Here is a 21,785-nt window from a genome sequence, read left to right on the forward strand (position 1 = left end):
AAACGAAAAAGGGCGCCAACCGGCGCCCTTAACTCTTCGCGACAAAAATGAACTCAGCTGTCCAGGAAGCTGCGCAGCTTGCGGCTCCGGCTCGGGTGCTTGAGTTTGCGTAGCGCCTTGGCTTCGATCTGGCGGATACGCTCGCGGGTGACCGAGAACTGCTGGCCGACTTCTTCCAGCGTGTGGTCTGTGTTCATGCCGATGCCGAAGCGCATTCTGAGCACGCGCTCCTCGCGCGGCGTCAGCGAGGCCAGAACGCGCGTGGTGGTTTCGCGCAGATTAGCCTGGATCGCCGCGTCGATCGGCAGGATCGCCATCTTGTCCTCGATGAAGTCGCCCAGATGCGAATCCTCCTCGTCGCCGACAGGCGTTTCGAGCGAGATCGGCTCCTTGGCGATCTTCAAGACCTTGCGCACTTTTTCGAGCGGCATGGCGAGCTTTTCGGCCAGTTCCTCTGGCGTCGGCTCGCGGCCGATCTCGTGCAGCATCTGGCGCGAGGTGCGCACGATCTTGTTGATCGTCTCGATCATGTGCACCGGAATGCGGATGGTGCGGGCCTGGTCGGCGATCGAACGCGTGATCGCCTGCCGGATCCACCATGTCGCGTAGGTCGAGAACTTGTAGCCGCGGCGGTATTCGAACTTATCGACCGCCTTCATCAGGCCGATATTGCCTTCCTGGATCAGGTCGAGGAACTGCAGGCCGCGATTGGTGTATTTCTTGGCGATGGAGATGACGAGGCGCAGATTGGCCTCGACCATTTCCTTCTTGGCGATCGCGGCTTCGCGCTCGCCCTTCTGCACCTGGTTGACGATCTTGCGGAATTCCAGGATCGAGATCGCCGTTTCGGTGGCCAGGTGCTGGATCTCGGCACGCAGGTCCTTGATCGCATCCTTCTCGTTCTTGGTGAATTCCTTCCAGCCGCGCGAGGTCAGATTGGCGATCGAACGCGTCCAGTTCGGGTCGAGCTCGGAGCCCTGATATTCCTTCAGGAACTCCTCGCGGCGCACGCCATAGCTTTCGGCGAGGCGCAAAAGCTTGCCCTCGTTCTGCACCAGGCGCTTGTTGATGTCGTAGAGCTGCTCGACCAGCGCCTCGATGCGCGCGGTGTTGAGCGACAGCGACTTCACCGCCTTGATCAGCTGGTCCTTCAGTTCCTTCAGCCGGCGGTCCTGGCTGGGCGACAGCGTACCGGCGGCGGCCAGACGGTTCTCGACCTGCTGGTCCTGCAGCTTGCGCAGCTTCTTATAGGTGTCGGCGATGACGTCGAGCGTCTCCATCACCTGCGGGCGCAGTTCCGCTTCCATCGCCGCCAGCGACAGGCTCGCCTCGTCCTCGTCTTCCTCGTCGTCGTCGCCAATGCCGCGCGTGTCGGCGCCGACATTGGTGACGTCGTCTTCATCGTCGCGTCCGCGGCGCGGCTTTTCCTCGGCCTTGGGCGCTTCCTCGATGCGTTCGACAACGGGGGCCTGCTTGGCTTCGGGGCCGGCATAGGTGGCTTCGAGATCGATGATCTCGCGCAGCAGGATCTTGGATTCGTTGAGCTCGTCGCGCCAGATGATGATGGCCTGGAAGGTCAGCGGGCTTTCGCACAACCCCGCGATCATCGTCTCGCGGCCGGCCTCGATGCGCTTGGCGATGGCGATTTCGCCTTCGCGCGACAGGAGCTCGACCGAACCCATTTCGCGCAGATACATGCGCACCGGATCGTCGGTGCGGTCGGTCGGCTCTTTCTTGGTCGTGGTGGCGGCGACGGCGGTGCCAGTCTGCTCGGCCAGCTCGTTGGCGTCTTCCTCGGCATCGGCGGCCGTGTCGCCCGCCTCGGCCTCTTCGCCCTGCTCGTCATCCTCGACGACGTTGATGCCCATGTCGGACAGCATCGCCATCGTGTCCTCGATTTGCTCGGAGGTCACTTCCTCGGAAGGCAGCACCGAATTCAGCTCGTCCATGGTGACATAGCCGCGCTTCTTGGCGGCCTTGATCATCTTCTTGACAGCATCATCGGAAAGGTCGAGCAAGGGCCCATCGGTGGCGCCTTCGCGTTCGGTCTCGACCTCTTCCTTTTCCTTTGTCGCCATAGTCTTTATCTTCTCCTAGCGGCCGGCCATCGGGGCCGCGTAAGCTGTCGGACCAGTCAAATCGGATACGCCCGTTTTTCTAAACGCGCTTTACCCGGCCCATGAACTGCATCCACTCTTTTGTTTGGTGCATGCCGTTGCCCCAAAACCGGGTTCCACTCTTGGGCGGCATACATTAAGTCCAGATTAACCCTGATATCTGTGGCAGGCCGGCCGCCTGTCCAGTGATCAAGTACCTTGCATCGCTTGTTTCCCGTCGATGCGGGTGCGGGTTAACGTTTCGAATCGTCCTGATTCCGCCATTCTGTCCGAAGGTCAAGCGCCTCTGGCATGATTCGCATGAAAAAAGCGAATCAATTACCCGACTTAGCGCGCCTCGCCCCCAAGGGAAGCGTGGCCGCGCCTTCATTCCCGCACTCAGCTGCACTTAGGCTCGCCCAGCCCTGCCCGACGAAACGCCGAATCCTTCGATCAGCGCTTCCGTCGCTTGTACATCCTGAAATTGCGCCTGAATTTCGATCAGATGGCGGAAGTTTTCGTCCGAAGGATCCGCTTCGAGGGCCGCTTCCGCCTGTTTCAGCTCCTTATGTAAGGTGCGCGCGCTGCGCTGCAAGTGCAACGCCTGGTTCAGAGCGTCGCGGGCATCCTCGAGGGCCGCCGTCTCCAGCGCCGGCCATTGCCGCGCCCGCTTGATCAGGCCGACGGCGCGCTCCCAGATCTCGGCGCAGCCGGCGCGTTCGATCGTCGCCACCACGGCGTGGCGGTCATTGGCCATGTCATGCGCCATCGCGTCGAGAATGGCGGCGTGCAGCCGCGTCAGGTCGGAATTGGCGAGGTCGAGGAACTCGACATGGGCGAAATTCTCGTCGATCAGTGCCGGGTGGTTGACCAGTGCCACGATGATCGTCGCCTCGCGCACCGACATCCCCTCGCCGCGCCTGACCAGCGCCGACTGGCCGAGGCTTTCGGTGATCGGCATGCGGCCGCCACCGGACTTGGCGAATTGGCCGCCGGGCGCGGGCTTGCCCTGGCCGCGTTGACCGGGCCGGCCGCCTTCCTGACGACCTTGCCGCGCATTGCGCTGGGAGCCGAAGAAGCTCAGCACCCGCTCGCGCATCTCCTGCTGGTAGTGGTAGCGCAGGCTTTCGTCGCGGATGCGGCTGGTCAGTTCGCGCAGCGTCTTCTCGAGTTCGGCCCGCCGCTCCGGCGTGTCGAAGACGCCGCCGGCCGTTTCGCGCATCCACAACAGGTCGACCAGCGGCCGCGCATCGGCCAGCACGGCGCGGAAGGCGTCAGGCCCCTCGGCCTTGACCAGATCGTCGGGATCCTTGCCTTCCGGCAGCAGCGCGAAGCGCGCCGAGCGTCCGGCCTGCACTGACGGCAGCGCCATGTCGGCTGCCCGCCATGCCGCCTTCAGCCCGGCCTTGTCGCCGTCGAAGCACAGCATCGGCTCCGGCGCCATGCGCCACAACAATTCGAGCTGGTTTTCCGTGAGCGCGGTGCCGAGCGGCGCCACGACATTCTCGAACCCGGCCTGCGCCAGCGCGATCACGTCCATATAGCCTTCGACGGCGATGACCGTGCCGCCTTTCGCCAAGGCCTTGCGGGCGCGGGCGAAATTGTAGAGCACATTGCCCTTGTGGAAGAGCTCGGTGTCGGGCGAGTTCATGTATTTGGCGAGCGCATCGGGGGCCAGGGCGCGGCCGCCGAAGGCGATGATCTTGCCGCGCGAATCCGGGATCGGGAACATGATGCGGTCGCGGAACCAGTCATAGGAGACCGGAATGTCGTCGCCATGGCGCACCAGCCCGCAGGCCTCGATATCGGCTTTCGGCACACCCTTGGCCGCCAGATGCTCCTTCAGCGCATTGCGGCTGTCGGGCGCGAAGCCGAGCCGGAACGACTGCTGTGTCGCCGGCGTCAGCCCACGATCCCTGAGATAGGCGCGGGCCTTGGCGCCCTCCGGCCCTTGCAGGCGCTCCTGGAAGAAGGCGGTCGCCATCTCCATGACATCGGTCAGGCTGGCGCGTTCCTTCTCGCGTTGTTCCTCCCGTTCGTCGCGGACCGGCATCGGCACGCCGGCCATGTCGGCGATCTTCTCGACCGCCTCGGGAAAACTCAGTCCTTCGAGTTCGGTGAGAAACTTGAAATGGTCACCCGAGACCGAGCAGCCGAAACAGTGATAGCGCCCCTTCTTGTCCTCGCAGTGGAAGGACGGGCTCTTCTCGCCATGGAATGGACAGCACGCCCAATAGTCGCCGCGCGATGCGTTGGTCTTCTTGCGATCCCACGCCACGCGCTGGCCGATAAGCTGTGAAATCGGCACGCGGTCGCGTATCTCGTCGAGGAAGGCAGGCGGAAATCGCATCGGGGAACTCGTTTCGCCACCATATAATCATGCCCGCGATTTCAGACGACCCCCAATAGAGGCCATACCCGGTTTCCACAGGGCAAAAAGAAGGGCGGCCATCGCAGGCCGCCCTTCCCTGTCAGTCAGGTTTGCGCTGACTTACTGCGCGGCGAGCGCGCCGAAGATGACGCCGGAGAGGATGCCGACCAGCACATAGTCATTGCCGACGCGGATCCATTCCTGGCCGCGGCCGGGACGATGCAGGCCATAGCGGCCATAGTCGCGGATCGGCTGGTGCCGCCTCCAGCCGGAATATTTCTGGCCATTGCGCCAGTTGTTCCGCTTCACGACGACCTTCTTCTGGACGAACCGCTTCTGGATGACGCGCTTCTTGGCGTCCCGGTGGGTAGGCTTCTGCCAGTCGACTTTGGTGTAGTTCGACCGCGGCGCCACTGGCGCGTTCATCGGCGCTGCCTGGCCGGCAAGCGAGGTGGCGGCCAGCATCGAGAAAGCGAGGGCGGAAAGAACAATGCGTTTCATCAGAAGTCTCCTTGGTTGTCGATGCCAGGAGGGATAACGGCCAGGGGATGAACCGAAACTGAACGCCAGCATTACAATTGTGTAATGAATTCCTGTGCTTATCCAAAAGATTTGAACATTGCCACAAAGACCGGCGCCAAAACATCGCAGATCCGGCCGATCGCCGCTCAAGCCGGTGCAACCGTTTGCTGACCCGTCCATTTTCCGACACCGGCTGTCGCCTCGCGGCGGCCCCTTGAAATCGACAAATTTTTATTATTCGGCTAAAATATTCCGGCTATATTCCAAGGCTGTCATGACCATGATTCGTACCCTCGCCTTCTCCCCCCGTCGCCATGCCGGCCGCGGCGAGCGCCATGCACGCATGCAGGCGCCGCGATGAGCGGTTCCGTCGTCCTCCTGCATCTGGCCGGCGCCGTCGCGCTGATGCTGTTTGCCACCCGCATGGTCAAGACCGGCGTCGAGCGCGCCTATGGCGACGTGCTGCGTCATCGCCTGCGCGCCACCATGCGCAACCCGATCATGGCGGTGCTGGCCGGCACCGGCCTCGCGATCGCGCTGCAAAGCTCGACCGCGGTCACGCTGCTAGTCGGCTCTTTCGCCGGTTCCGGCATCGTCTCGGGCGCCGCCGGCCAGTTGGCCGTGCGTGGCGCCGAGATCGGCTCTGCTCTGGTGGTCAAGCTGCTGACCTTCGATCTCACGCTGTTGGTGCCACTCTGCCTGATATCGGGCACGGTGATGTTCATGGCCACCGAGCGGCGCGACTGGCGACAGACCGGCCGCATCCTGGTCGGCATCGGCCTCTTGATCCTGTCCCTGGAAATGATCGGCCAGGCGTCCGAGCCGCTGCGCAACAGCCAGCTGCTGCCGGTCATCCTCAATTATTTCTCCAGCGATTCCATCACCGCCTACCTGTTGGCGGCAATGATCACCTGGCTGTTCCAGTCGAGCATCGCGGCGGTGCTGTTGATGGCGACGCTGGCCGGCCGCGGCCTGATCAGCCCTGAACTCGGCCTCGTCCTTATCCTCGGGGTCAATCTCGGTTCGTCGCTGATCGCGCCGATGCTGACACGCTCGGCCAGCCCCGAAGTCCGTGTCGTGCCGGTCGGCAACCTCCTGATGCGCGGGCTTGGCTCGCTGGTCATGCTGATCCTGTTCATGATCTTCCGGCCGCATGTCGCCTTCCTCGGCTCGACGGCGGCCGATCAGATCGTCAACGCCCATATCCTGTTCAATGTGATCATCCTGCTCGCCGGCCTGCCGCTGGCCGGTTTGGTCTACCGAGCCTCCGAGAGGATCGTGGCCCTCGGCGCCAAGCCGGCGCCGGCCGCCACGCTCGACGTTGTCGAACTGTCGGCGCTCAACGAAAGCGCGCTCGATATGCCGAGCCAGGCTCTGGCCAACGCCACACGCGAGGTGGTGCGGGTCTGCGAGACGGTCGAGATCATGCTCAAGCGCATCATCGAACTCTATGAGGACGCCGACTCGGACAAGATCAAGGCGCTGGCGGCCCTCGACGACCGTGTCGACCGCAGGCACGCGGCCATAAAGCTCTACCTCGCAAAGGTGACCAGGAACCCGATGACCGAAGACGAGGCGCTGCGCTGCCAGGAGCTGATCGGCGCCTGTGTCAAGCTCGAGCAGGTCGGCGACATCATCGTGCGTAACATGCTTGTGCATGTGAAGAAGAAATTCGAGCGCGGCCTGGAATTCACCGACGAAGGCTGGAGCGAGTTGTGCGCCTTCCATGGCTCGGTGCTGGCCAATGCCCGTCTTGCCTTCAACGTGCTGGTGTCGCGAGACCCCGAGACCGCTCGCCAGCTTGTGCTGGAGAAGGACCGGCTGCGTGACCGCGAGAAGGAAACCAGCGCCAGCCATTTCCTGCGCCTGCGCGAAGGCACCGCCAGAAGCGTCGAAACCAGCTCGATCCACCTCGATACCATCCGCGACCTGAAGCAGATCAACTCGCTGCTGGCGTCGATGGCCTATCCCGTACTGGAAGAGCGCGGCCTGCTTTTTGGATCCAGACTGAAGGCGAGCTGACAAAGTTGCCAATCTCCCCCTCGTGGGGGAGTTTGGCGCTTCATCGCCGCACCCCGCTCAAGAAAACCTAAACCGGCGACAAAAATTTCTGGATTGCCCGCCACGGCCATCCATGGTTTGAGCCTTCCATTTCGAGGGTTTGTTTCTCATGTCGCTGCCGCTCATCGCCCTGTTCATCGCCGCTTTCGCTTTCGGCACCACCGAATTCGTCATCGCCGGCGTGCTGCCGCAGGTGGCGCAAGGGCTTGGCGTTTCGGTTCCTTCCGCCGGCTACCTCGTCTCCGGCTATGCCTGCGGCATCGCCATCGGCGGTCCGCTGCTGGCGCTCGCCACCAAGAGCCTGTCGCGCAAGGCCTTGCTGCTCGGCCTCGCTGTCGCCTTCACGCTCGGCCAGGTCGCCTGTGCGCTGGCGCCCGACTTCACCTCCATGCTGTTGCTGCGCATTGCCGTGGCCGTCGCGCATGGCGCCTATTTCGGCGTTGCCATGGTGGTTGCCGTCGGCCTGGTGCGCGAGGATCAGCGCGGCATGGCGGTGGCCGTCATCCTGTCGGGCCTCACCGTCTCCAACGTCATCGGTGTGCCGGCGGGCACCGCCATCGGCAACATCTGGGGCTGGCGCGCGACATTCTGGGTGATGGGCGCACTGGGCGTGGCGGCAACTCTTGCCATGGCGGCTTTGTTGCCGCGCGCTACCGGATATCAGGCCAAGTCGGCGAGCCTTGCCAGCGAGGTCCGCGTGCTGGCGCGCCAGCAGGTCTGGACCTCGCTGATCCTGATGCTGATGCTGATGCTCGGCCAGTTCTGCCTGTTCACCTACATCACCCCAACGCTGCTGGAGGTCACAGGGCTCGACGAAAACCTGGTGCCCTGGGTGCTGCTGCTCAACGGCGTCGGCGCCACGCTTGGCGTCTTCCTCGGCGGCAAACTGTCCGACTGGAAACTGATGCCGTCGCTGATCTCCATGCTCGCCCTGCAGGCGGTGACGCTGGCCATCATCTATCTCGTCAGCCCCTACCCCCTGCCGATGGTTGTCGCGATCATCGTCTGGGGCGGTCTCAACTTCGCCATCGGCACCCCCATCCAGACCCGCATCCTGGCCTGGACGGCGGATGCCTCCGGTCTCGCCGCTTCGCTCATCCCGTCCGGCTTCAATATCGGCATCGCTTTGGCCGCGTCGCTCGGAGCAGCCATGCTCAATGCCGGCTACGGCTATCGCAGCCTACCGGTTGTTGGCGCCTTCGCGATGGCGGTTGCCGTCATCGTGGCTGTCATTTCCCATCTCTGGGAACGGCGCAGCGACATCAGCCCGCCGGTACCGGTGGCCGCCGAATAACATGGCAAGGACTGTCGCTGATTTCGGCCTGACCCGCGGCACCTTGCCGACGGGCACGCACAATGCGATCACCGATGTGCCTGGCGTGCGCGTCGGTCACTGCACGCTGCGCGACGGCGACATCAACACCGGCGTGACCGCGGTCCTGCCGCATGGCGGAAATCTGTTCCGCAAAAAGGTGACGGCGGCAAGCCTTGTCATCAACGGCTTCGGCAAGACCATCGGGCTGATGCAGGTGCAGGAACTCGGCACCATCGAGACGCCTGTTCTCCTGACCAACACGCTCTCGGTCGGCATCTGCGCCACGGCGCTGATCCGTGACGCCATCCGCCAGAACCCCGATATCGGCCGCACCACCGGAACCGTCAATCCGGTGGTCGGTGAGTGCAATGACGGCCCGCTGAACGACATCCAGGCCCTGGCGATATCGGAGGAGCATGCCCTTGCCGCGCTCGCCGATGCGCGTGAGGGCGCCGTCGAACAGGGCAATGTCGGCGCCGGAACGGGAATGAGCTGCTTCGGCTTCAAGGGCGGCATCGGCTCGGCCTCCAGGAAGATCGCGCTCGGCGGCGGACATCATCTTGGCGTTCTGGTCCTGTCGAATTTCGGCAGGCCCGGCGACCTCGTCTTGCCCGACGGGCGCCGGCCCGATCCCAGGCGGCACGCCGAGCCCGAACGCGGCTCGATCATGGTCGTTCTGGCGACGGATGTGCCGCTCGAACACCGCCAGCTCGAGCGCGTGGCGCGCCGCACCGGGGCCGGCATCGCCAGGCTTGGCGCCTTCTGGGGCAATGGCAGCGGGGACATCGCCATCGCCTTCAGCACCGGCAACCTGATCGACCACGATGAAAACCGCGATCTGGTGCCGCTGCTCGCGCTCAACGAAGCGCGCATCGACATTCTTTTCAGGGCGGCGGCGGAAGCGACGCAGGAGGCGGTGCTGAACTCCATGCTTTCCGCCGACGCTTTCACCGGCCGGGCCGGCACGCACCGCGCATCGCTCGCCGACTGGTTCGGCGATCAGGTTGAAAGGCGATAGGCTTACAAATCGATCCGGAACCGCAGGCTCTCTACCCCGCCATAGGCGGCGTCCTCGAAGAAGCGCTCGACGAGTCTGCCGCCATTGGCCAAGATCACCTTGTGCGAGGCCGGATTGCCCGGCTTGGCAGTGAGCTCGACATAGGGCAGGCGGACCGCCCTCGCCTCGTCCAGCATCAGCCTCACCGCCTCGGTGGCGTAGCCGCGCTTTCGCTTCCACGGCACCACGGCATAACCGATATGGCCAAGCACGTGCGGCGGCAGTTCCGCCGTGCCCTTCTGCCAGCGAAAGCCGATCGAGCCCGACGCCTCGCCGTCCCAGATCCAGCGGCGGAAACCCGGCAGGCGTGGCACTTGTGTGCCGTCTGGCAAGGCGATGGGCGGCCCCTTGGCCTCGGGATCGTCGAGGCTGGCGAGGAATGCCATGGGGTCCTCGTCGATCGCCGCAAGCTCCGCGCGTGTTGCCTCCATGAGCCGCACATTGTCCGGCGACCAGCCGCATTCGAGCGCCGCCTTGTAGGACGGCAGATGTTCGAGCGCGGGTTTGACGATCTCGATCATGGTCGATGCTTCCTGAAAAACGAAGCAGGCATACCCTTGGACAGCAGAGCGCTCAAGCCGCCTGAAAGCGGATCTCGGCGGATCGAAAATCGGGGGGACGTTTTTCAGGCTTCCACAGCCGCCTTGGGCCGGCATGGCTGGTTGCGCGTCTCCCTCGGCTTTTCGCGCATACTTGCCGGCGCGCTAAACAAGATGTGTTTCGCCTGATGGCGCGCGGCGTTTTATGATTGTGCTTGGGTGATTCATCGTGGGGAATCACGAACGGCTTCGACAGGAGAATGGGTCCGGTGCGGTTGAGATCTGTCCCGTTGGGTGTCGTTACGCTCCTCGGCCTCCTCGTCGTCGTCATTGCCCTGACGGCATCGGCCCGATCCTTTGCCGCGCCATCGGCCGTTCCCGCCTGGCTGCAGGCCCACGTCGGCAACGCCGACGGCCAGATTTCACAAGTGGTGCTGGAGCGGGCGCGCTCGCTTTACCTGCAGAAAGTGGCGCAGGGCGCCGTCCGGAACCCCTGCTATTTCGCCATGGACGCCACCCGTCCCGGCGATCTCGGCAATGGCGTGCTGGGACGCCGCTACTATGTCGTGTGCGAAGCCAGCCAGTCGTTTCGCGCGATTTCGGCGGGCCATGGCGGCGGCCGGAACCTGAAAGGCACCGTGAACTTTTCGAACGGCAGGCGCTGCGCCAAGAACTTCGGCAACGCCATGGATTCGGAACTGACCGCCGGCGGCGCCTACATGACCCGCGAAGCGAAAACCTCGTTCAAGGGCTTTTATCGCACCGGCGCGAAACAGGACGTGGCTTTCCAGCGCACTTTCATCCAGTTCGACGGCGAAGGCGAGGCCGCCAACGCCAGGCAGCGCGTGATCGGCGGCCACGCGGCGCAGGTGCTGCGCACCATGTGCATGCGCAAGACCCCGAACAGCGCCTATGCCGACCACGACGGCATGGTGCCGTTCGGCAAGCTGGTGGACTATGCCGGCGGCCGCAGCAATGGCTGCACCAGTTGGTCCCCGGCCGATGCCAGGCAACTCATCTCGATGGTGAAGGACAATCCGACGACGCTCTACATCTACCCGGAATCGCGCGACATCGCCGCAATTGCGAGCGGCCATTCCGCTTCAGGCACCTACTGGAACGCATCCTGCCTGAAGGAGATCGGTACGCCGAAATTCTGGCCGCGAAAAACCCTCGAGCCTGTCATCGCCCAATATAAGCAGGATCATCCCGCACCAGCTGCGCAGCCACTGCCGATCTGCAAGGAGCCGTGAGACGGTACCCACGGCGCCCTGCACCGGCTTAGTGCAGGAAATCGAGCACGGCCTTCATGAACTCAGCGGGATATTCCACGTTCGACAAGTGGACCGCGGGCAGCACGACGAGCTTCGCGCCGGGCACCGCGGCCGCGATCAGCTCGCTATGGCTCGCCGCCGTCACCGTGTCGTGCTCGCCGGCGATCACCAGCGTCGGCCGGGAGATCAGCGCGATGGTGCGGCGAAGATCGGCATCACGAACCGCCGCGAACAGGCCGGCCAGGCCTTGCCGGTCGATCGCAAGCAGCATAGCGCGGAATTCCTCGATGACGGGTTCGTTGGCCGCCACCATGTCCGCCGGGAACCAGTTGTTGAGGAACACTTCGGCCGTTTCCGACATGTCCGGCGCCTGCCGCACGACGGCAATCCGCTCGTCGAAATAACTTGCTGGCGAAAGGTGAGACGAGGTGTTGCTCAGGATCAGCCGGTCGATCCGCTCGGGCGCATGAACGCCGAGCCACTGCCCGACGAAACCGCCCAGCGACAGGCCGAGAAAATGCACGCGCCCGAGGCCGAGCGCATCGATGAGTTCGATCACGTCGCGGCCAAGCCGGTCGAGGGAATAGGCGCCGACTGGCGCGCTCGACCCGCCATGACCACGAAAGTCGTAGCGCAGAACGCGGAAATGCCTGGACAGTTCGCCGACCTGCCCATCCCACATATGCAGCGTGGTGGCGATGGAGTTGGACAGCACCAGCACCGGCTTTCCGGCGTCGCCGTCGAAGTGATAGGCGATGCGCGTGCCGTCGCCGACAGTCACGAAATTCAGCTCACTCATGATGAAAATCCTTTTGGAACGGTGAATGAGGCAAAGCGTAGCTGTGGCCGGATTTTGGTGATATTACAAAGATACGACAATCTCTGTAATCAAAGCTGACATGGCCGAATTCACCTTGCACGATCTTCAGTGCTTCGACGCCGTGATCCGCACCGGCGGCTTTCAGCCGGCCGCCGCCATGCTGCACCGCTCGCACCCGGCGGTGTTCGCAGCTGTCGCCAGGCTCGAACGGCAGCTCGGCCTCGTCCTTTTGGATCGCAGCGGCTATCGCGTTCGTGCAACGGAAGCGGGGCTGTCGTTCCAGCGGCGCGCGCAGCAGCTGCTGCGCGAACTGGATGGCCTGCGCGTCCATGCCGCCCAGCTTTCGATGGGCGAGGAAAGCGAAATCCATGTCGTGATCGGCGACCTCTGCCCGCGCCCGCGGGTGCTGGGCATGCTCGGACGGTTCTTCGCCCAATGCCCCGGCACCCGGCTGCATCTCCATTTCGAAGCCGTCGGCGGCCCGTCGGAGCGTCTTTTCGACGACAAAGCCGATCTGATCCTGCACTGGATCGACAAGGGCGACGCACGGATCGAATGGATCGACCTCAGCAAGGTGCCCTTCATTCCCGTGGTGGCGCCGGGCTTCCTGCCCGAGCGCATCGAACGACCGATCACACTGGAGAAGATGCAGGCATTCACCCAATGCGTGATGCGCGACACCGCCCTGCATTCACCACGACAGGACTACTTCGTGGTCGAAGGCGCGCCGCAATGTCTGGTCCCCGATCAAGCCATGAAGAAGGAAATCATCCTCCAAGGCCTCGGCTGGGGCCACCTGCCGCATTTCCTGATCGCGGAAGAGCTGCGCGACGGGCAGCTCCTGTCCATTACCGGCAGTCATCTCCCGGGCCGCACCGACGACTTGGTCGTGGCGCGCCGCCGCGACCGGCCGCACGGGCCGGTCGCCAACCGTCTGTGGAACCATATCCAGCAGGAAGCGCCGGCTTTGCGCCGTGCGTTGGAGCCTGGGAAATCAACCCAATAGCAAGCTACGGCTTTGCCGTGAGTGGCCGTGTTGGACGCCTGCCGACGCGCGGGTAAAAGCCCTACTGCAGCAGCCCCTTGACGATGCCGCTTGCCTTGCCGAAATCCATCTGGCCGGCATATTTCTGCTTGAGCGCGGCGATCACCTTGCCCATGTCCTTCTGGCTGGCCGCACCGGTGGCGGCAATCGCCTCGCGCGCCGCCGCCGTGACCGCCGCATCGTCAAGCTGCGTCGGCAGGAAGCCGCGGATGATCTCCATCTCGCCGCGCTCCTGAGCCGCCAGTTCCGGCCGCTTGCCGTCCTCGAAGGCCTTGGCCGATTCCTCGCGCTGCTTCACCATCTTGGCCAGGATCTGCAGGATTTCCTCGTCGCTGGCAGGGTCCTTGCCGGCACCGCGATTGGCGATGTCGCGATCGTGGATGGCGGCCTGGATCAGCCGCAATGTCGGCAGCCGGTGCTTGTCCTGCGCCTTCATCGCGGTCTTCAGGGATTCGGCGATTTTCGCGCGCATTGATCTCTCTCCTTCGGTCGGCGCGGACAATAGCGCCGGGGACAGGCCAACGCAAACCCTCATATGCCAGGGCAAGCCTATGATATTCCTCAATGAAATAAATCGCGGCGGCGTCTCGCATGATCATTGACCGCCCTGCCCCCTTCCCCTATGTACTGGGCCTTGCATGAACTGAAGCTTGACTGCGTGGAGGCTGCGAAATCGCTGCTTCGCGCCCTTTGCCGCGCAGATGGCCCGCCGGGCTCGTTGCAGCGCGGCCTGATAGGAGTGCCGCCATGGCCGAGATGACGCCCGCGCTGACCCCACCCTGGGCCACTGAAAAGCCGACCGCCCTTCTGGTGCTGGCAGACGGCACCGTCATCGAGGGTCGCGGCCTCGGCGCCACCGGCTCGGCGGTGGCCGAAGTCTGCTTCAACACGGCACTCACCGGCTACCAGGAAATCCTCACCGACCCTTCCTATGCCGGCCAGATCGTCACCTTCACCTTCCCGCATATCGGCAACATCGGCACCAATGGCGAGGACATCGAAGACCTCAACCCGGCCGCCCGCGCCGGCGCCGTCGGCGCCGTGTTCAAGGCCGATGTCACCAACCCGTCCAATTACCGCGCCGCCGGCGATCTCGATCAATGGCTGAAGAAGCGCGGCATCGTCGCGCTCTCGGGCATCGACACCCGCGCGCTCACCGCGCTGATCCGCGAAAAAGGCATGCCCAACGCCGTCATCGCGCACGCGCCCGACGGCGTCTTCGACCTCGCCGACCTGAAGCGGCGCGCCGCCGCATGGTCGGGCCTGATCGGGCTCGATCTCGCCAAGGAGGTCACGTCGGGCCAGTCCTCGGTCTGGCGCGAGACGCCCTGGGTCTGGAACGAAGGCTTTGGCGAGCAGGACGAGCCTTCGTTGCACGTCGTGGCCATCGACTACGGCGTCAAGCGCAACATATTGCGCCTGCTCGCCGGCCTCGGCGCCAAGGTGACGGTGGTTCCGGCCAGCACCGGTTCGGAGGAAATCCTCGCCATGCAGCCCGACGGCATCTTCCTCTCCAATGGCCCCGGCGATCCGGAAGCCACGGGCGACTATGCCGTGCCGGTCATCCAGGACCTGCTCAAGACCGACATCCCCGTGTTCGGCATCTGCCTCGGCCATCAGATGCTGGCGCTGGCGCTGGGCGGTAAGACCGCCAAGATGCATCAGGGCCATCACGGCGCCAACCACCCGGTCAAGGATCACACAACCGGCAAGGTCGAGATCGTCTCGATGAACCATGGCTTTGCCGTCGATGCCGACTCGCTGCCCGCGGGTGTCGAGGAAACCCATGTCTCGCTGTTCGACGGCTCGAATTGCGGCATCGCGCTCACCGGCCGTCCGGTATTTTCCGTCCAGCACCACCCCGAGGCTTCGCCCGGCCCGCAGGATTCGCACTATCTGTTCCGCCGCTTCGTCAACCTGATCCGCCAGAAGCGCGGTGAGGAATTGCTGGCCGAGCGGGCCTGACTCGATCCGTCAGCGCTGCCCCTCATCTGCCTGCCGGCATCTTCTCCCCGTGAACGGGGAGAAGGACGCTGTGGCGATCCCGGCACTCTTCTTCGAACGTCGAAGATTTGCGAAAGCGGCACTGACCGCGTCTTTCTCCCCGTCACTTTACGGGGAGATATGCCCGGCAGGGCAATGAGGGGCGGCGCAAGCCTCTCATAGCTTCGTACCGGAAGTGCCTGACCTCACGCCACCGGCCGGCCTTCGCTCGCCTCCAATATGGCGAACCATTGCTGGCGGTCGAGGCTGATCTCCAGCGCCTTGACCAAGGCCGCCAGCCTTCCCGGCTTCATCGACCCCAGCACCGGCACCAGCCGGGCCGGATGACGCAGCAGCCAGGCAATGGCAACCGTGGAGAGATCGCCGGCGCCGGTCTCGGCCGCGACAGTCGCCAGCGCCGCGCGCACGCGCGCCTCGCGCTGCTCCTTGCCGGTGAACAGCGAACCGCCGCCGAGCGGCGACCAGATCATCGGCGCATAGGACAGGCGCTGCGCATGGTCGAGGCTGCCATCGGTCAGCGCCGATGTCCTGAGCACCGACATCTCGATCTGGTTGGTGGCCAACGGGAACGGCAGCCGCGACGCCAGCAGATCGAACTGCGAGGGGGTGAAATTGGAAACGCCGACCGCCCTCACCTTTCCGGCCCTGACCAAGCCGGCAAGGGCCGCCGCTGTCTCATCGGCATCCATCAGCGGGTCGGGCCGATGCAGCAGCAACAGGTCGAGATAGTCGGTGCGCAGATTGGCGAGCGAACGGTCGACCGAGGCGGTTATGTGAGCGGCACTGGTGTCATAATGCTTCAGCCGGTTTCGCGGCCGGTCGAGGCCAGCATGATGTCGCATTTCGAGATCAGCTCGATCTCGTCACGCTTTCCCGTCCAGTGCGCCAGCCGGCGCCGAAGACCGCCTCCACCTCGTAATTCCCATAGATGTCGGCATGGTCGAAACTGGTCAGGCCGAGATCGACGGCTGTACCGATCAGCCGTGCAATCTGATCGGCGTCCGGGCGCACGCCACCATCCAGCAGGCGCCACGCGCCAAAGACCAGGCGCGACAGCGACAGCCCGTCACTGGTCAGCGCGATGCGGCCGTCATGGCTCATGCCTGTGCTCCGTCTTCAGCCACATCGGCGGCGGCGTTTCCGATTGTCGCCGGTCTCGTCACCTTGGTGACGAAGACGATGACCGCCAGCACCAGGAAGCACGCGCCGACCAGATAGGGCGCGCCGCCGAAGGTGACGGGCGCGCTGGGTCCGGTGAACCAGGAAAAGATCGCGGTATAGAGCAGCGGCGTGATGATCGAGGTGATCGAGAAGATCGAGGTCATCGCGCCCTGCAGCTCGCCTTGTGCCGAAGGCGGCACCTTGGCGGCGGCGAGGCTTCTGAGCGGCGGATCGGCCAGCGCCTCCAGGCAACCGACGACGATCACCGCATAGACCATCCAGCCTTGCGAGGCGAAGGCATAGCCGAAGGCGCTGGCCGCGGTGAAGGTCAGGCCGATGACCGCCGTTCTCCACTCGCCGAGCCTGGGGATGACACGCGGCAGCACCGTGCCCATGACGATCGCGCCGCACAGGCCGAAGGCGCCGAGCGAGAAGCCGATCTGCTGCTCGCTCCAGCCATAGCGGTAGTTGGAGACGAACGACCACACCGCCGGATACATCATGTGGCCGAGCGTCATCAGGAAGAAGACCAGCCCGATCCAGCCTATGCCTTGGTACTGGCGCATCTGCAGGAGCGTGCCGACCGGATTGGCGCGTTTCCACTCGAAGCGGCGGCGATGCTTTTCATCGAGCGTCTCGGGCAGGAAGAACATCGCGATCAGGAAGTTCACGAAGGCGAGCCCGGCGGCGAAAAAGAACGGCACGCGCGGGCCGAACGTGCCGAGCAGGCCGCCCAGCACCGGCCCGATGACGAAGCCGACGCCGAAGGCAATGCCGAGCAGGCCGAAATTCTTCGCCCGGTTCTCGTCGTTCGAAATGTCGGCGATGAAGGCCGATGCCGTCGAATAGCTGGCGCCCGAAATGCCGGCCAGTATCCGTCCGATGAACAGCATCGGATAGGACCAGGCGATGGCGCAGATCAGATTGTCGATGGAGAAGGTCAGCACCGAGGCGAGCAGGATCGGCCGCCGTCCGAACCGGTCGCTCAGGCCGCCCATGATGGGCGCGAAGAAGAACTGCATGGCCGCATAGACGAAGAACAGCCAACCGCCCTCGATCGCCGCTTCGCTGATGCCGACGCCAGTCAACTCCCTGAGAAAGGCCGGCAGCACAGGCATGATCATGCCGAAGCCGACAATGTCGAGCAGCAGCGTCGTGAAGACGAGCGCGAGGCCCCGCCTGGCGGTTTTGGGGTCGATCATGATGGTCAAGCTCCTCTGGCCGCCCTGGGGCGCGGGCGGACGCACCTTATAGGCGAGCAAGCAAAAAGGAACAATGAGGGAACAGGCAGGAAGCTTTGATCCTGACACTCCCTGACGGCGTCTCGCCGTCAGGTCTTTTTCCGAAAACGACTGCTTAGAGCGGCCCGCTCATGGTGTTGCAGTCCGACAGCTTGCCGCTCTTGTAGCCGCGCGTCAGCCAGGTCTGCCGCTGCTGCGAGGTGCCGTGGTTGAAGCTTTCCGGCACGACATAGCCCTGCATCTTCTTCTGCAGCGTGTCGTCGCCGATCTGCTTGGCCGCGTTCAGCGCGCTTTCAAAGTCGCCCTGCTCCAATATGCCCTTCTGCCCGGTGTAGTGCGCCCACACGCCGGCGAAGCAGTCGGCCTGCAGTTCGATGCGCACCGACAGCTGGTTGGCATCGACTTCGCTCATGCCTTGGCGCATCTGGTCGAACTTGCCCATGATGCCGGTGAGGTTCTGTACGTGGTGGCCGACCTCATGCGCGATGACGTAAGCACGGGCGAACTCGCCGGAAGCGCCGAACTGCTGGTCGAGCTGCTGGAAGAAGGTCATGTCGAGATAGACCTTGTGATCTCCAGGACAATAGAACGGTCCGGCCGCGGCGGAAGCAAAACCGCAGGCGGAGCGGACCTGGCCGGAAAACAGCACCAGCTTGGGGTCCTCATAGGTCAGGCCTTGCGACTTGAAGATGCCCGTCCAGGTGTCCTCGGTCTCGGCGAGCACGGTCGCCACGAACTGCTTCATCTCGTCATTGGCCGGGCTACCCGCGCTGCTATCCTGACCACCGCCGCTGTTGTCCGTGATCTGGCCACCGCCGCCCGGCAGCAGGCCGCCGTCGCCACCGCCCAGGATCGCCGAGGGATCGAAGCCGAAATACCAGCCGGCGATGACCACCAGGATGACGAGGATGATGCTGCCGCCGCCACCCGTCCGGCCGCCGATGGGCAGTTGGAACTGACCGCCGCCGCCACCGATCCCGCCGCCGCCACTGTCGCTGCGGTCGTCCTCGATATTGTCACTCTGACGACGGCCTCTCCAGAGCATGGCAACTCCTCGCTGCAAACTTTCCCGTTGTTCCGGCAGGCCGGCTCAATCCAACAAACAATTATCGTAATGGTTGCGCCAAGTCACAGCATTTTTCGTGAGGGCGGCGGCGCTGGGTGGCCGTTTCACCGCACTGGCCGGGAGCGCGCAAGGCCTGTAGCATCGCCGGGATCGGAGGGGTTCGAGGCTTGAGGACGATCGCAGGTTTCCTGTCGCTGCTGGTGCTGTGCCTTGGGCTTGCAAATGCCGGCGCGGTGACGCTCGATTCCAGCGTCGCGGTCACCGATCCCGCCACCTTGCAAGCGCTGGAGCGCGGCGGCCTGTCGATCAGCCGCCTGCTCGGCCCCGCCCTCGGCCTCACCCGCGACGTCGACAATCGCGGCCTGTTTTCGGTGCCGGCGCTGGCCACGGTGCGCGACACGGTCAAGCGCGAGGTATCAGACGAGCCCAAGACCAGCCCCGACCCCTATGTGGCGGCCATGGCGAAATCGAACGACACCAGCCAGAAATTCAATCCCAGATACATCGATGACGACGGCTCGACGCTCGACCTCACCGGCGTCGTCAACCGCATGGACCGAGGCTATCTCGGCCACACCGAATGCGGCGAGATCCGGCTGATCTACCGCTTCCACTATTCGGTCCAGGAAAAACCGGCGAACGGCAAGCCCGGCCAGCGCATTTCATCGCGCCTGCCGCTGACCATGAGCCTGGTCTTCAACGCCAAGCCTGGGAAGGCGCAGGCCCGCGCTTCTAAGGACCTTCCCAGCGCCACCGACGCGTCCTGCGCGGACGTCGCCCGGCGCTGGCTGGCCGCCGGTCGAAAGGACTTGCCACCCGAGCAATTGGCCGCCTGGCTGCGCTCCGACGAAGGCCCGCTGTCCGGCGCCATGCTGAATTCCTCGCAGATCATGCGGCTCGAACTCAACATGCAGGTGCTCAGGCTGTCGGCGTCGACGCGGCGCGATTTCGGCGGCCATGCCGAGTACCTGTTGAAGATCTTCAAATGGGATCCGGCCATTTCGAGCTTCTATGAAGCCAGGATGGAAAACGAGATCGACCGGGCGACGGTGCTGGCTGACAGGCCCGCCTTCGCCAAATGGCTGCTTACTGACCGCAACATCTACGATCTCGATCACGGACGGCTGATCGTCGACGAGAAATTCCTGGCCAAGAGCGCCGTCTCGGTGGCACCCGGCGGGTTGAGCCGCTCGCAGAACAACATCGTGTATGGGCTGGTCGACGACGCCGACATCGACAAGGCGTTGAAGGACTATGTCGCCAGCGGCAACACACTCGCCACCATCAAGTCGGTCCCCGGCTTCAACCTGCGCCTCAACGAGATGTCCTGCACCGGCTGCCACCAGACGCATGGCATTGCCGGCTTCCACTACACCGGCGCTGACCCGGCCGGCGAACCGCGCCGCAATGCCGTCTTCGTGCCGGGCTCGGCCGTCTTCTTCGCCGACCTGCCGCGCCGCCGCGCCATCGTCGAGGAATTCGCCGCCGGCGGCGATCCCGATTTCACCAGGGGTTTCGCCGCCCGTCCGGACCGGAAATACGCCGAAGCGCTGAAAGGCACCGATCTCTACAATGGCTGGGGCTCGATCTGCTATCGCGGCGAGGATGAAAGCTTCAAGGACTGGACCTGCGGCACCGGCCTGCGCTGCGCCGGGGTCCACGAAAGCGCCATCCATCCTGGTTTCGGCACCTGCGTCAGCGAGAAAGGCACCGCGGTCGGCGACCCCGTGGAATTCGGCGAAATCAGGATGTCGACCTGGGGCAGCGACCGGTATTGCCGCCTGTCGCCGGCAACCGCCAAGGATTGCGCCATCGATCCGGCACGCGACAGGAAGCCGGCGGTCAAGCTCGCCGGCTATGGCGCCGCGCGCCAGCGCTACGACAATCCCGAACAGAAGACCGGCGGCTTTCCCGGCGGCATGCTGCGCAAGGCGAGCTGCGACAAGCTCCCCGACGAGGCAAGTTGCGGTCGCCTCGCCAAGACCGGCTTCAATGATTGCATCGCGTCCGGCAAGGACCATAAATTCTGCACGAAGGAATTCACCAAGACCGCCGGCCTGCGCGCCTGCGACAAGGCGCATCCCTGCCGCGAGGACTATATCTGCACCGCCGGATATGATGATCTGCCCGAGGCCAAGCCTGGCGAGGGCACCTGCATCCCGCCCTATTTCATCTTCCAGTTCCGCGTCGACGGCCACCCGCGCAGCTGGAAGCAGGATGTCAGCGAGTGAGCCGTCGGCTGATTGGACGACAGCCCGAAGTAAACCTTCATTAACCATAAGAGGACTAAAAGCGTAAGCGATTCAAAGGGATCCTTCCGCCATGGCTTTCGTGTCCGGGCGCCGTCTGGCGCAGCTGTTTGGCATTGTCGCCTTGGGCGCGTTGGCCACCGGTTGCACGACGGCGAAACCTGCGACCGACGCCAAGGATGGCAAGCTCGCCTATGCGACAGAGCCGAAGGAGACCGGCGCCGGCGGCTTCTTCTCCTCACATTCCTTCAGCGGCCTTGCCGGCCGCAGCGTCACCGTCAACAGCATCGCCGACCTCAGGCTGCGCAACCACGAGGTGGTGCTGACCTTCGATGACGGCCCGATGCCCGGCCGCACCGAAAACATCCTGAAAGTGCTCGACAATGCCGGCGTCAAGGCGACCTTCATGATGGTCGGCCAGATGGCCCGCTCCTACCCTGCCCTTGTGCGCGAGGTCGCCGCGCACGGCCACACCATCGGCACCCACACCCAGAACCATGCCAACCTGACGCATATGAGTGCCACGGGGGCGCAAGCGGAGATCGACGGCGGCATCAAGAGCGTGTCTGCCGCACTGGTGCCGTCGTTGCACGGCGTCGCGCCCTTCTTCCGCTTCCCCTATCTCGCCTCGACGGCGACGTTGCGCCGCCAGCTCGCGGCGCGCGGCATCGTCGTCATCGACGCCGATATCGATTCCAAGGATTATTTCCCGTCGACGCCGGACCAGCTGCGCAAGCGCACCATGGCGGGTATCGAACAGCGCGGTTCCGGCATCATCCTGATGCACGACATCCATCCGCGCACCGCGCAAATGCTGCCGCACCTGCTGGCCGACCTCAGAGCCAAGGGCTACAACGTGGTGCGGCTGGTGCCCGGCCACCGCGGCCGCGAACCGCTGGTATCATCGCTGACGACAGGCACCGTGACGACGGTCCAGCAGACGGCCTACGCGGAGACCCGATAG

General features: G+C 64.2%; 16 protein-coding genes and 1 pseudogene. 8 read left to right on the top strand and 9 right to left on the bottom strand.

Annotation, left to right across the window (positions count from 1 at the left end; translation table 11 throughout):
- Window positions 1-53: 53 nt before the first annotated feature.
- The 3 genes from rpoD to EN850_RS30735 form a co-directional block, all read right to left on the bottom strand.
- Window positions 54-2,078: an RNA polymerase sigma factor RpoD gene (gene rpoD, locus EN850_RS30725; RefSeq protein WP_127278332.1), complete on the bottom strand. Its 2,025-nt coding sequence runs from the start codon at window positions 2,076-2,078 to the stop codon at window positions 54-56.
- A 427-nt stretch (window positions 2,079-2,505) separates the two neighbouring features.
- Complete coding sequence (dnaG, locus tag EN850_RS30730; protein ID WP_136092819.1) at window positions 2,506-4,446, bottom strand: DNA primase; 1,941 nt, start codon at window positions 4,444-4,446, stop codon at window positions 2,506-2,508.
- Between the two features lie 141 nt (window positions 4,447-4,587).
- On the bottom strand, window positions 4,588-4,968 hold the full coding sequence (locus EN850_RS30735; protein WP_136092820.1) for an RcnB family protein: 381 nt from the start codon (window positions 4,966-4,968) through the stop codon (window positions 4,588-4,590).
- Between the two features lie 378 nt (window positions 4,969-5,346).
- Between EN850_RS30735 and EN850_RS30740 the strand changes: the two genes are divergently transcribed.
- From EN850_RS30740 to EN850_RS30750, 3 genes are all read left to right on the top strand, one after another.
- The gene (locus tag EN850_RS30740; protein ID WP_136092821.1) at window positions 5,347-7,011 is read left to right on the top strand and encodes a Na/Pi cotransporter family protein; all 1,665 of its coding nucleotides are present in this window, start codon (window positions 5,347-5,349) and stop codon (window positions 7,009-7,011) included.
- Window positions 7,012-7,159: 148 nt separating this feature from the next.
- The gene (locus EN850_RS30745) at window positions 7,160-8,344 is read left to right on the top strand and encodes an MFS transporter (RefSeq protein ID WP_135920907.1); all 1,185 of its coding nucleotides are present in this window, start codon (window positions 7,160-7,162) and stop codon (window positions 8,342-8,344) included.
- A 1-nt stretch (window position 8,345) separates the two neighbouring features.
- Window positions 8,346-9,383: a P1 family peptidase gene (locus tag EN850_RS30750; protein ID WP_136092822.1), complete on the top strand. Its 1,038-nt coding sequence runs from the start codon at window positions 8,346-8,348 to the stop codon at window positions 9,381-9,383.
- A gap of 2 nt (window positions 9,384-9,385) precedes the next feature.
- Here EN850_RS30750 and EN850_RS30755 read toward each other — a convergent pair whose 3' ends face one another.
- Window positions 9,386-9,943, bottom strand: coding sequence for a GNAT family N-acetyltransferase (locus tag EN850_RS30755; protein WP_136092823.1), 558 nt, complete (start codon window positions 9,941-9,943; stop codon window positions 9,386-9,388).
- A 287-nt stretch (window positions 9,944-10,230) separates the two neighbouring features.
- Between EN850_RS30755 and EN850_RS30760 the strand changes: the two genes are divergently transcribed.
- Window positions 10,231-11,214 (top strand): hypothetical protein, encoded by a 984-nt coding sequence (locus EN850_RS30760; protein ID WP_136092824.1) that lies wholly within the window; start codon window positions 10,231-10,233, stop codon window positions 11,212-11,214.
- Between the two features lie 28 nt (window positions 11,215-11,242).
- Here EN850_RS30760 and EN850_RS30765 read toward each other — a convergent pair whose 3' ends face one another.
- Entirely contained in the window at window positions 11,243-12,034 is a 792-nt protein-coding gene (locus EN850_RS30765; protein ID WP_136092825.1) for an alpha/beta fold hydrolase, read from the bottom strand.
- 100 nt (window positions 12,035-12,134) lie between these two features.
- Between EN850_RS30765 and EN850_RS30770 the strand changes: the two genes are divergently transcribed.
- Window positions 12,135-13,061 (top strand): LysR family transcriptional regulator, encoded by a 927-nt coding sequence (locus tag EN850_RS30770; RefSeq protein WP_136092826.1) that lies wholly within the window; start codon window positions 12,135-12,137, stop codon window positions 13,059-13,061.
- A 61-nt stretch (window positions 13,062-13,122) separates the two neighbouring features.
- On the opposite strand, the gene EN850_RS30775 is transcribed toward EN850_RS30770, so the two are convergent.
- A complete protein-coding gene (locus EN850_RS30775) occupies window positions 13,123-13,572 on the bottom strand; it encodes a GatB/YqeY domain-containing protein (protein WP_127279693.1) in 450 nt (149 codons plus the stop codon).
- Between the two features lie 275 nt (window positions 13,573-13,847).
- Here EN850_RS30775 and carA point away from each other — a divergent pair, with 275 nt between their 5' ends.
- Window positions 13,848-15,065 carry a glutamine-hydrolyzing carbamoyl-phosphate synthase small subunit gene (gene carA / locus EN850_RS30780; protein ID WP_127870044.1) on the top strand — a complete coding sequence of 406 codons (1,218 nt, stop codon included), beginning with the start codon at window positions 13,848-13,850 and terminating at the stop codon, window positions 15,063-15,065.
- A gap of 224 nt (window positions 15,066-15,289) precedes the next feature.
- On the opposite strand, the pseudogene EN850_RS30785 reads toward carA, so the two are convergent.
- The 3 genes and pseudogenes from EN850_RS30785 to EN850_RS30795 form a co-directional block, all read right to left on the bottom strand.
- Window positions 15,290-16,205: pseudogene (locus EN850_RS30785) on the bottom strand (aldo/keto reductase family oxidoreductase).
- Complete coding sequence (locus EN850_RS30790; protein ID WP_136092827.1) at window positions 16,202-17,467, bottom strand: TCR/Tet family MFS transporter; 1,266 nt, start codon at window positions 17,465-17,467, stop codon at window positions 16,202-16,204. Before EN850_RS30790 ends, EN850_RS30785 begins: the two are co-directional and overlap by 4 nt.
- A gap of 154 nt (window positions 17,468-17,621) precedes the next feature.
- Window positions 17,622-18,551 carry a neutral zinc metallopeptidase gene (locus tag EN850_RS30795; RefSeq protein ID WP_127280620.1) on the bottom strand — a complete coding sequence of 310 codons (930 nt, stop codon included), beginning with the start codon at window positions 18,549-18,551 and terminating at the stop codon, window positions 17,622-17,624.
- A gap of 188 nt (window positions 18,552-18,739) precedes the next feature.
- Between EN850_RS30795 and EN850_RS30800 the strand changes: the two genes are divergently transcribed.
- Both EN850_RS30800 and EN850_RS30805 read left to right on the top strand, forming a co-directional pair.
- Complete coding sequence (locus EN850_RS30800; RefSeq protein WP_136092828.1) at window positions 18,740-20,803, top strand: hypothetical protein; 2,064 nt, start codon at window positions 18,740-18,742, stop codon at window positions 20,801-20,803.
- A 91-nt stretch (window positions 20,804-20,894) separates the two neighbouring features.
- Window positions 20,895-21,785, top strand: a complete 891-nt coding sequence (locus EN850_RS30805; protein WP_135930548.1) for a polysaccharide deacetylase family protein — start codon at window positions 20,895-20,897, stop codon at window positions 21,783-21,785.

The sequence above is a fragment of the Mesorhizobium sp. M8A.F.Ca.ET.207.01.1.1 genome (assembly GCF_004794715.1).
In the GTDB taxonomy this organism is placed as follows: Bacteria; Pseudomonadota; Alphaproteobacteria; order Rhizobiales; family Rhizobiaceae; genus Mesorhizobium.

Excerpts from the sequence above, each read along its gene's own strand:
- EN850_RS30790 (WP_136092827.1), bottom strand. The coding sequence starts at position 17,467 with ATGATCGACCCCAAAACCGCCAGGCGGGGCCTCGCGCTCGTCTTCACG.
- EN850_RS30765 (WP_136092825.1), bottom strand. The coding sequence starts at position 12,034 with ATGAGTGAGCTGAATTTCGTGACTGTCGGCGACGGCACGCGCATCGCC.
- EN850_RS30755 (WP_136092823.1), bottom strand. The coding sequence starts at position 9,943 with ATGATCGAGATCGTCAAACCCGCGCTCGAACATCTGCCGTCCTACAAG.
- EN850_RS30740 (WP_136092821.1), top strand. The coding sequence starts at position 5,347 with ATGAGCGGTTCCGTCGTCCTCCTGCATCTGGCCGGCGCCGTCGCGCTG.
- EN850_RS30775 (WP_127279693.1), bottom strand. The coding sequence starts at position 13,572 with ATGCGCGCGAAAATCGCCGAATCCCTGAAGACCGCGATGAAGGCGCAG.
- EN850_RS30770 (WP_136092826.1), top strand. The coding sequence starts at position 12,135 with ATGGCCGAATTCACCTTGCACGATCTTCAGTGCTTCGACGCCGTGATC.
- EN850_RS30805 (WP_135930548.1), top strand. The coding sequence starts at position 20,895 with ATGGCTTTCGTGTCCGGGCGCCGTCTGGCGCAGCTGTTTGGCATTGTC.
- EN850_RS30795 (WP_127280620.1), bottom strand. The coding sequence starts at position 18,551 with ATGCTCTGGAGAGGCCGTCGTCAGAGTGACAATATCGAGGACGACCGC.
- EN850_RS30745 (WP_135920907.1), top strand. The coding sequence starts at position 7,160 with ATGTCGCTGCCGCTCATCGCCCTGTTCATCGCCGCTTTCGCTTTCGGC.
- EN850_RS30735 (WP_136092820.1), bottom strand. The coding sequence starts at position 4,968 with ATGAAACGCATTGTTCTTTCCGCCCTCGCTTTCTCGATGCTGGCCGCC.
- EN850_RS30750 (WP_136092822.1), top strand. The coding sequence starts at position 8,346 with ATGGCAAGGACTGTCGCTGATTTCGGCCTGACCCGCGGCACCTTGCCG.
- rpoD (WP_127278332.1), bottom strand. The coding sequence starts at position 2,078 with ATGGCGACAAAGGAAAAGGAAGAGGTCGAGACCGAACGCGAAGGCGCC.
- carA (WP_127870044.1), top strand. The coding sequence starts at position 13,848 with ATGGCCGAGATGACGCCCGCGCTGACCCCACCCTGGGCCACTGAAAAG.
- dnaG (WP_136092819.1), bottom strand. The coding sequence starts at position 4,446 with ATGCGATTTCCGCCTGCCTTCCTCGACGAGATACGCGACCGCGTGCCG.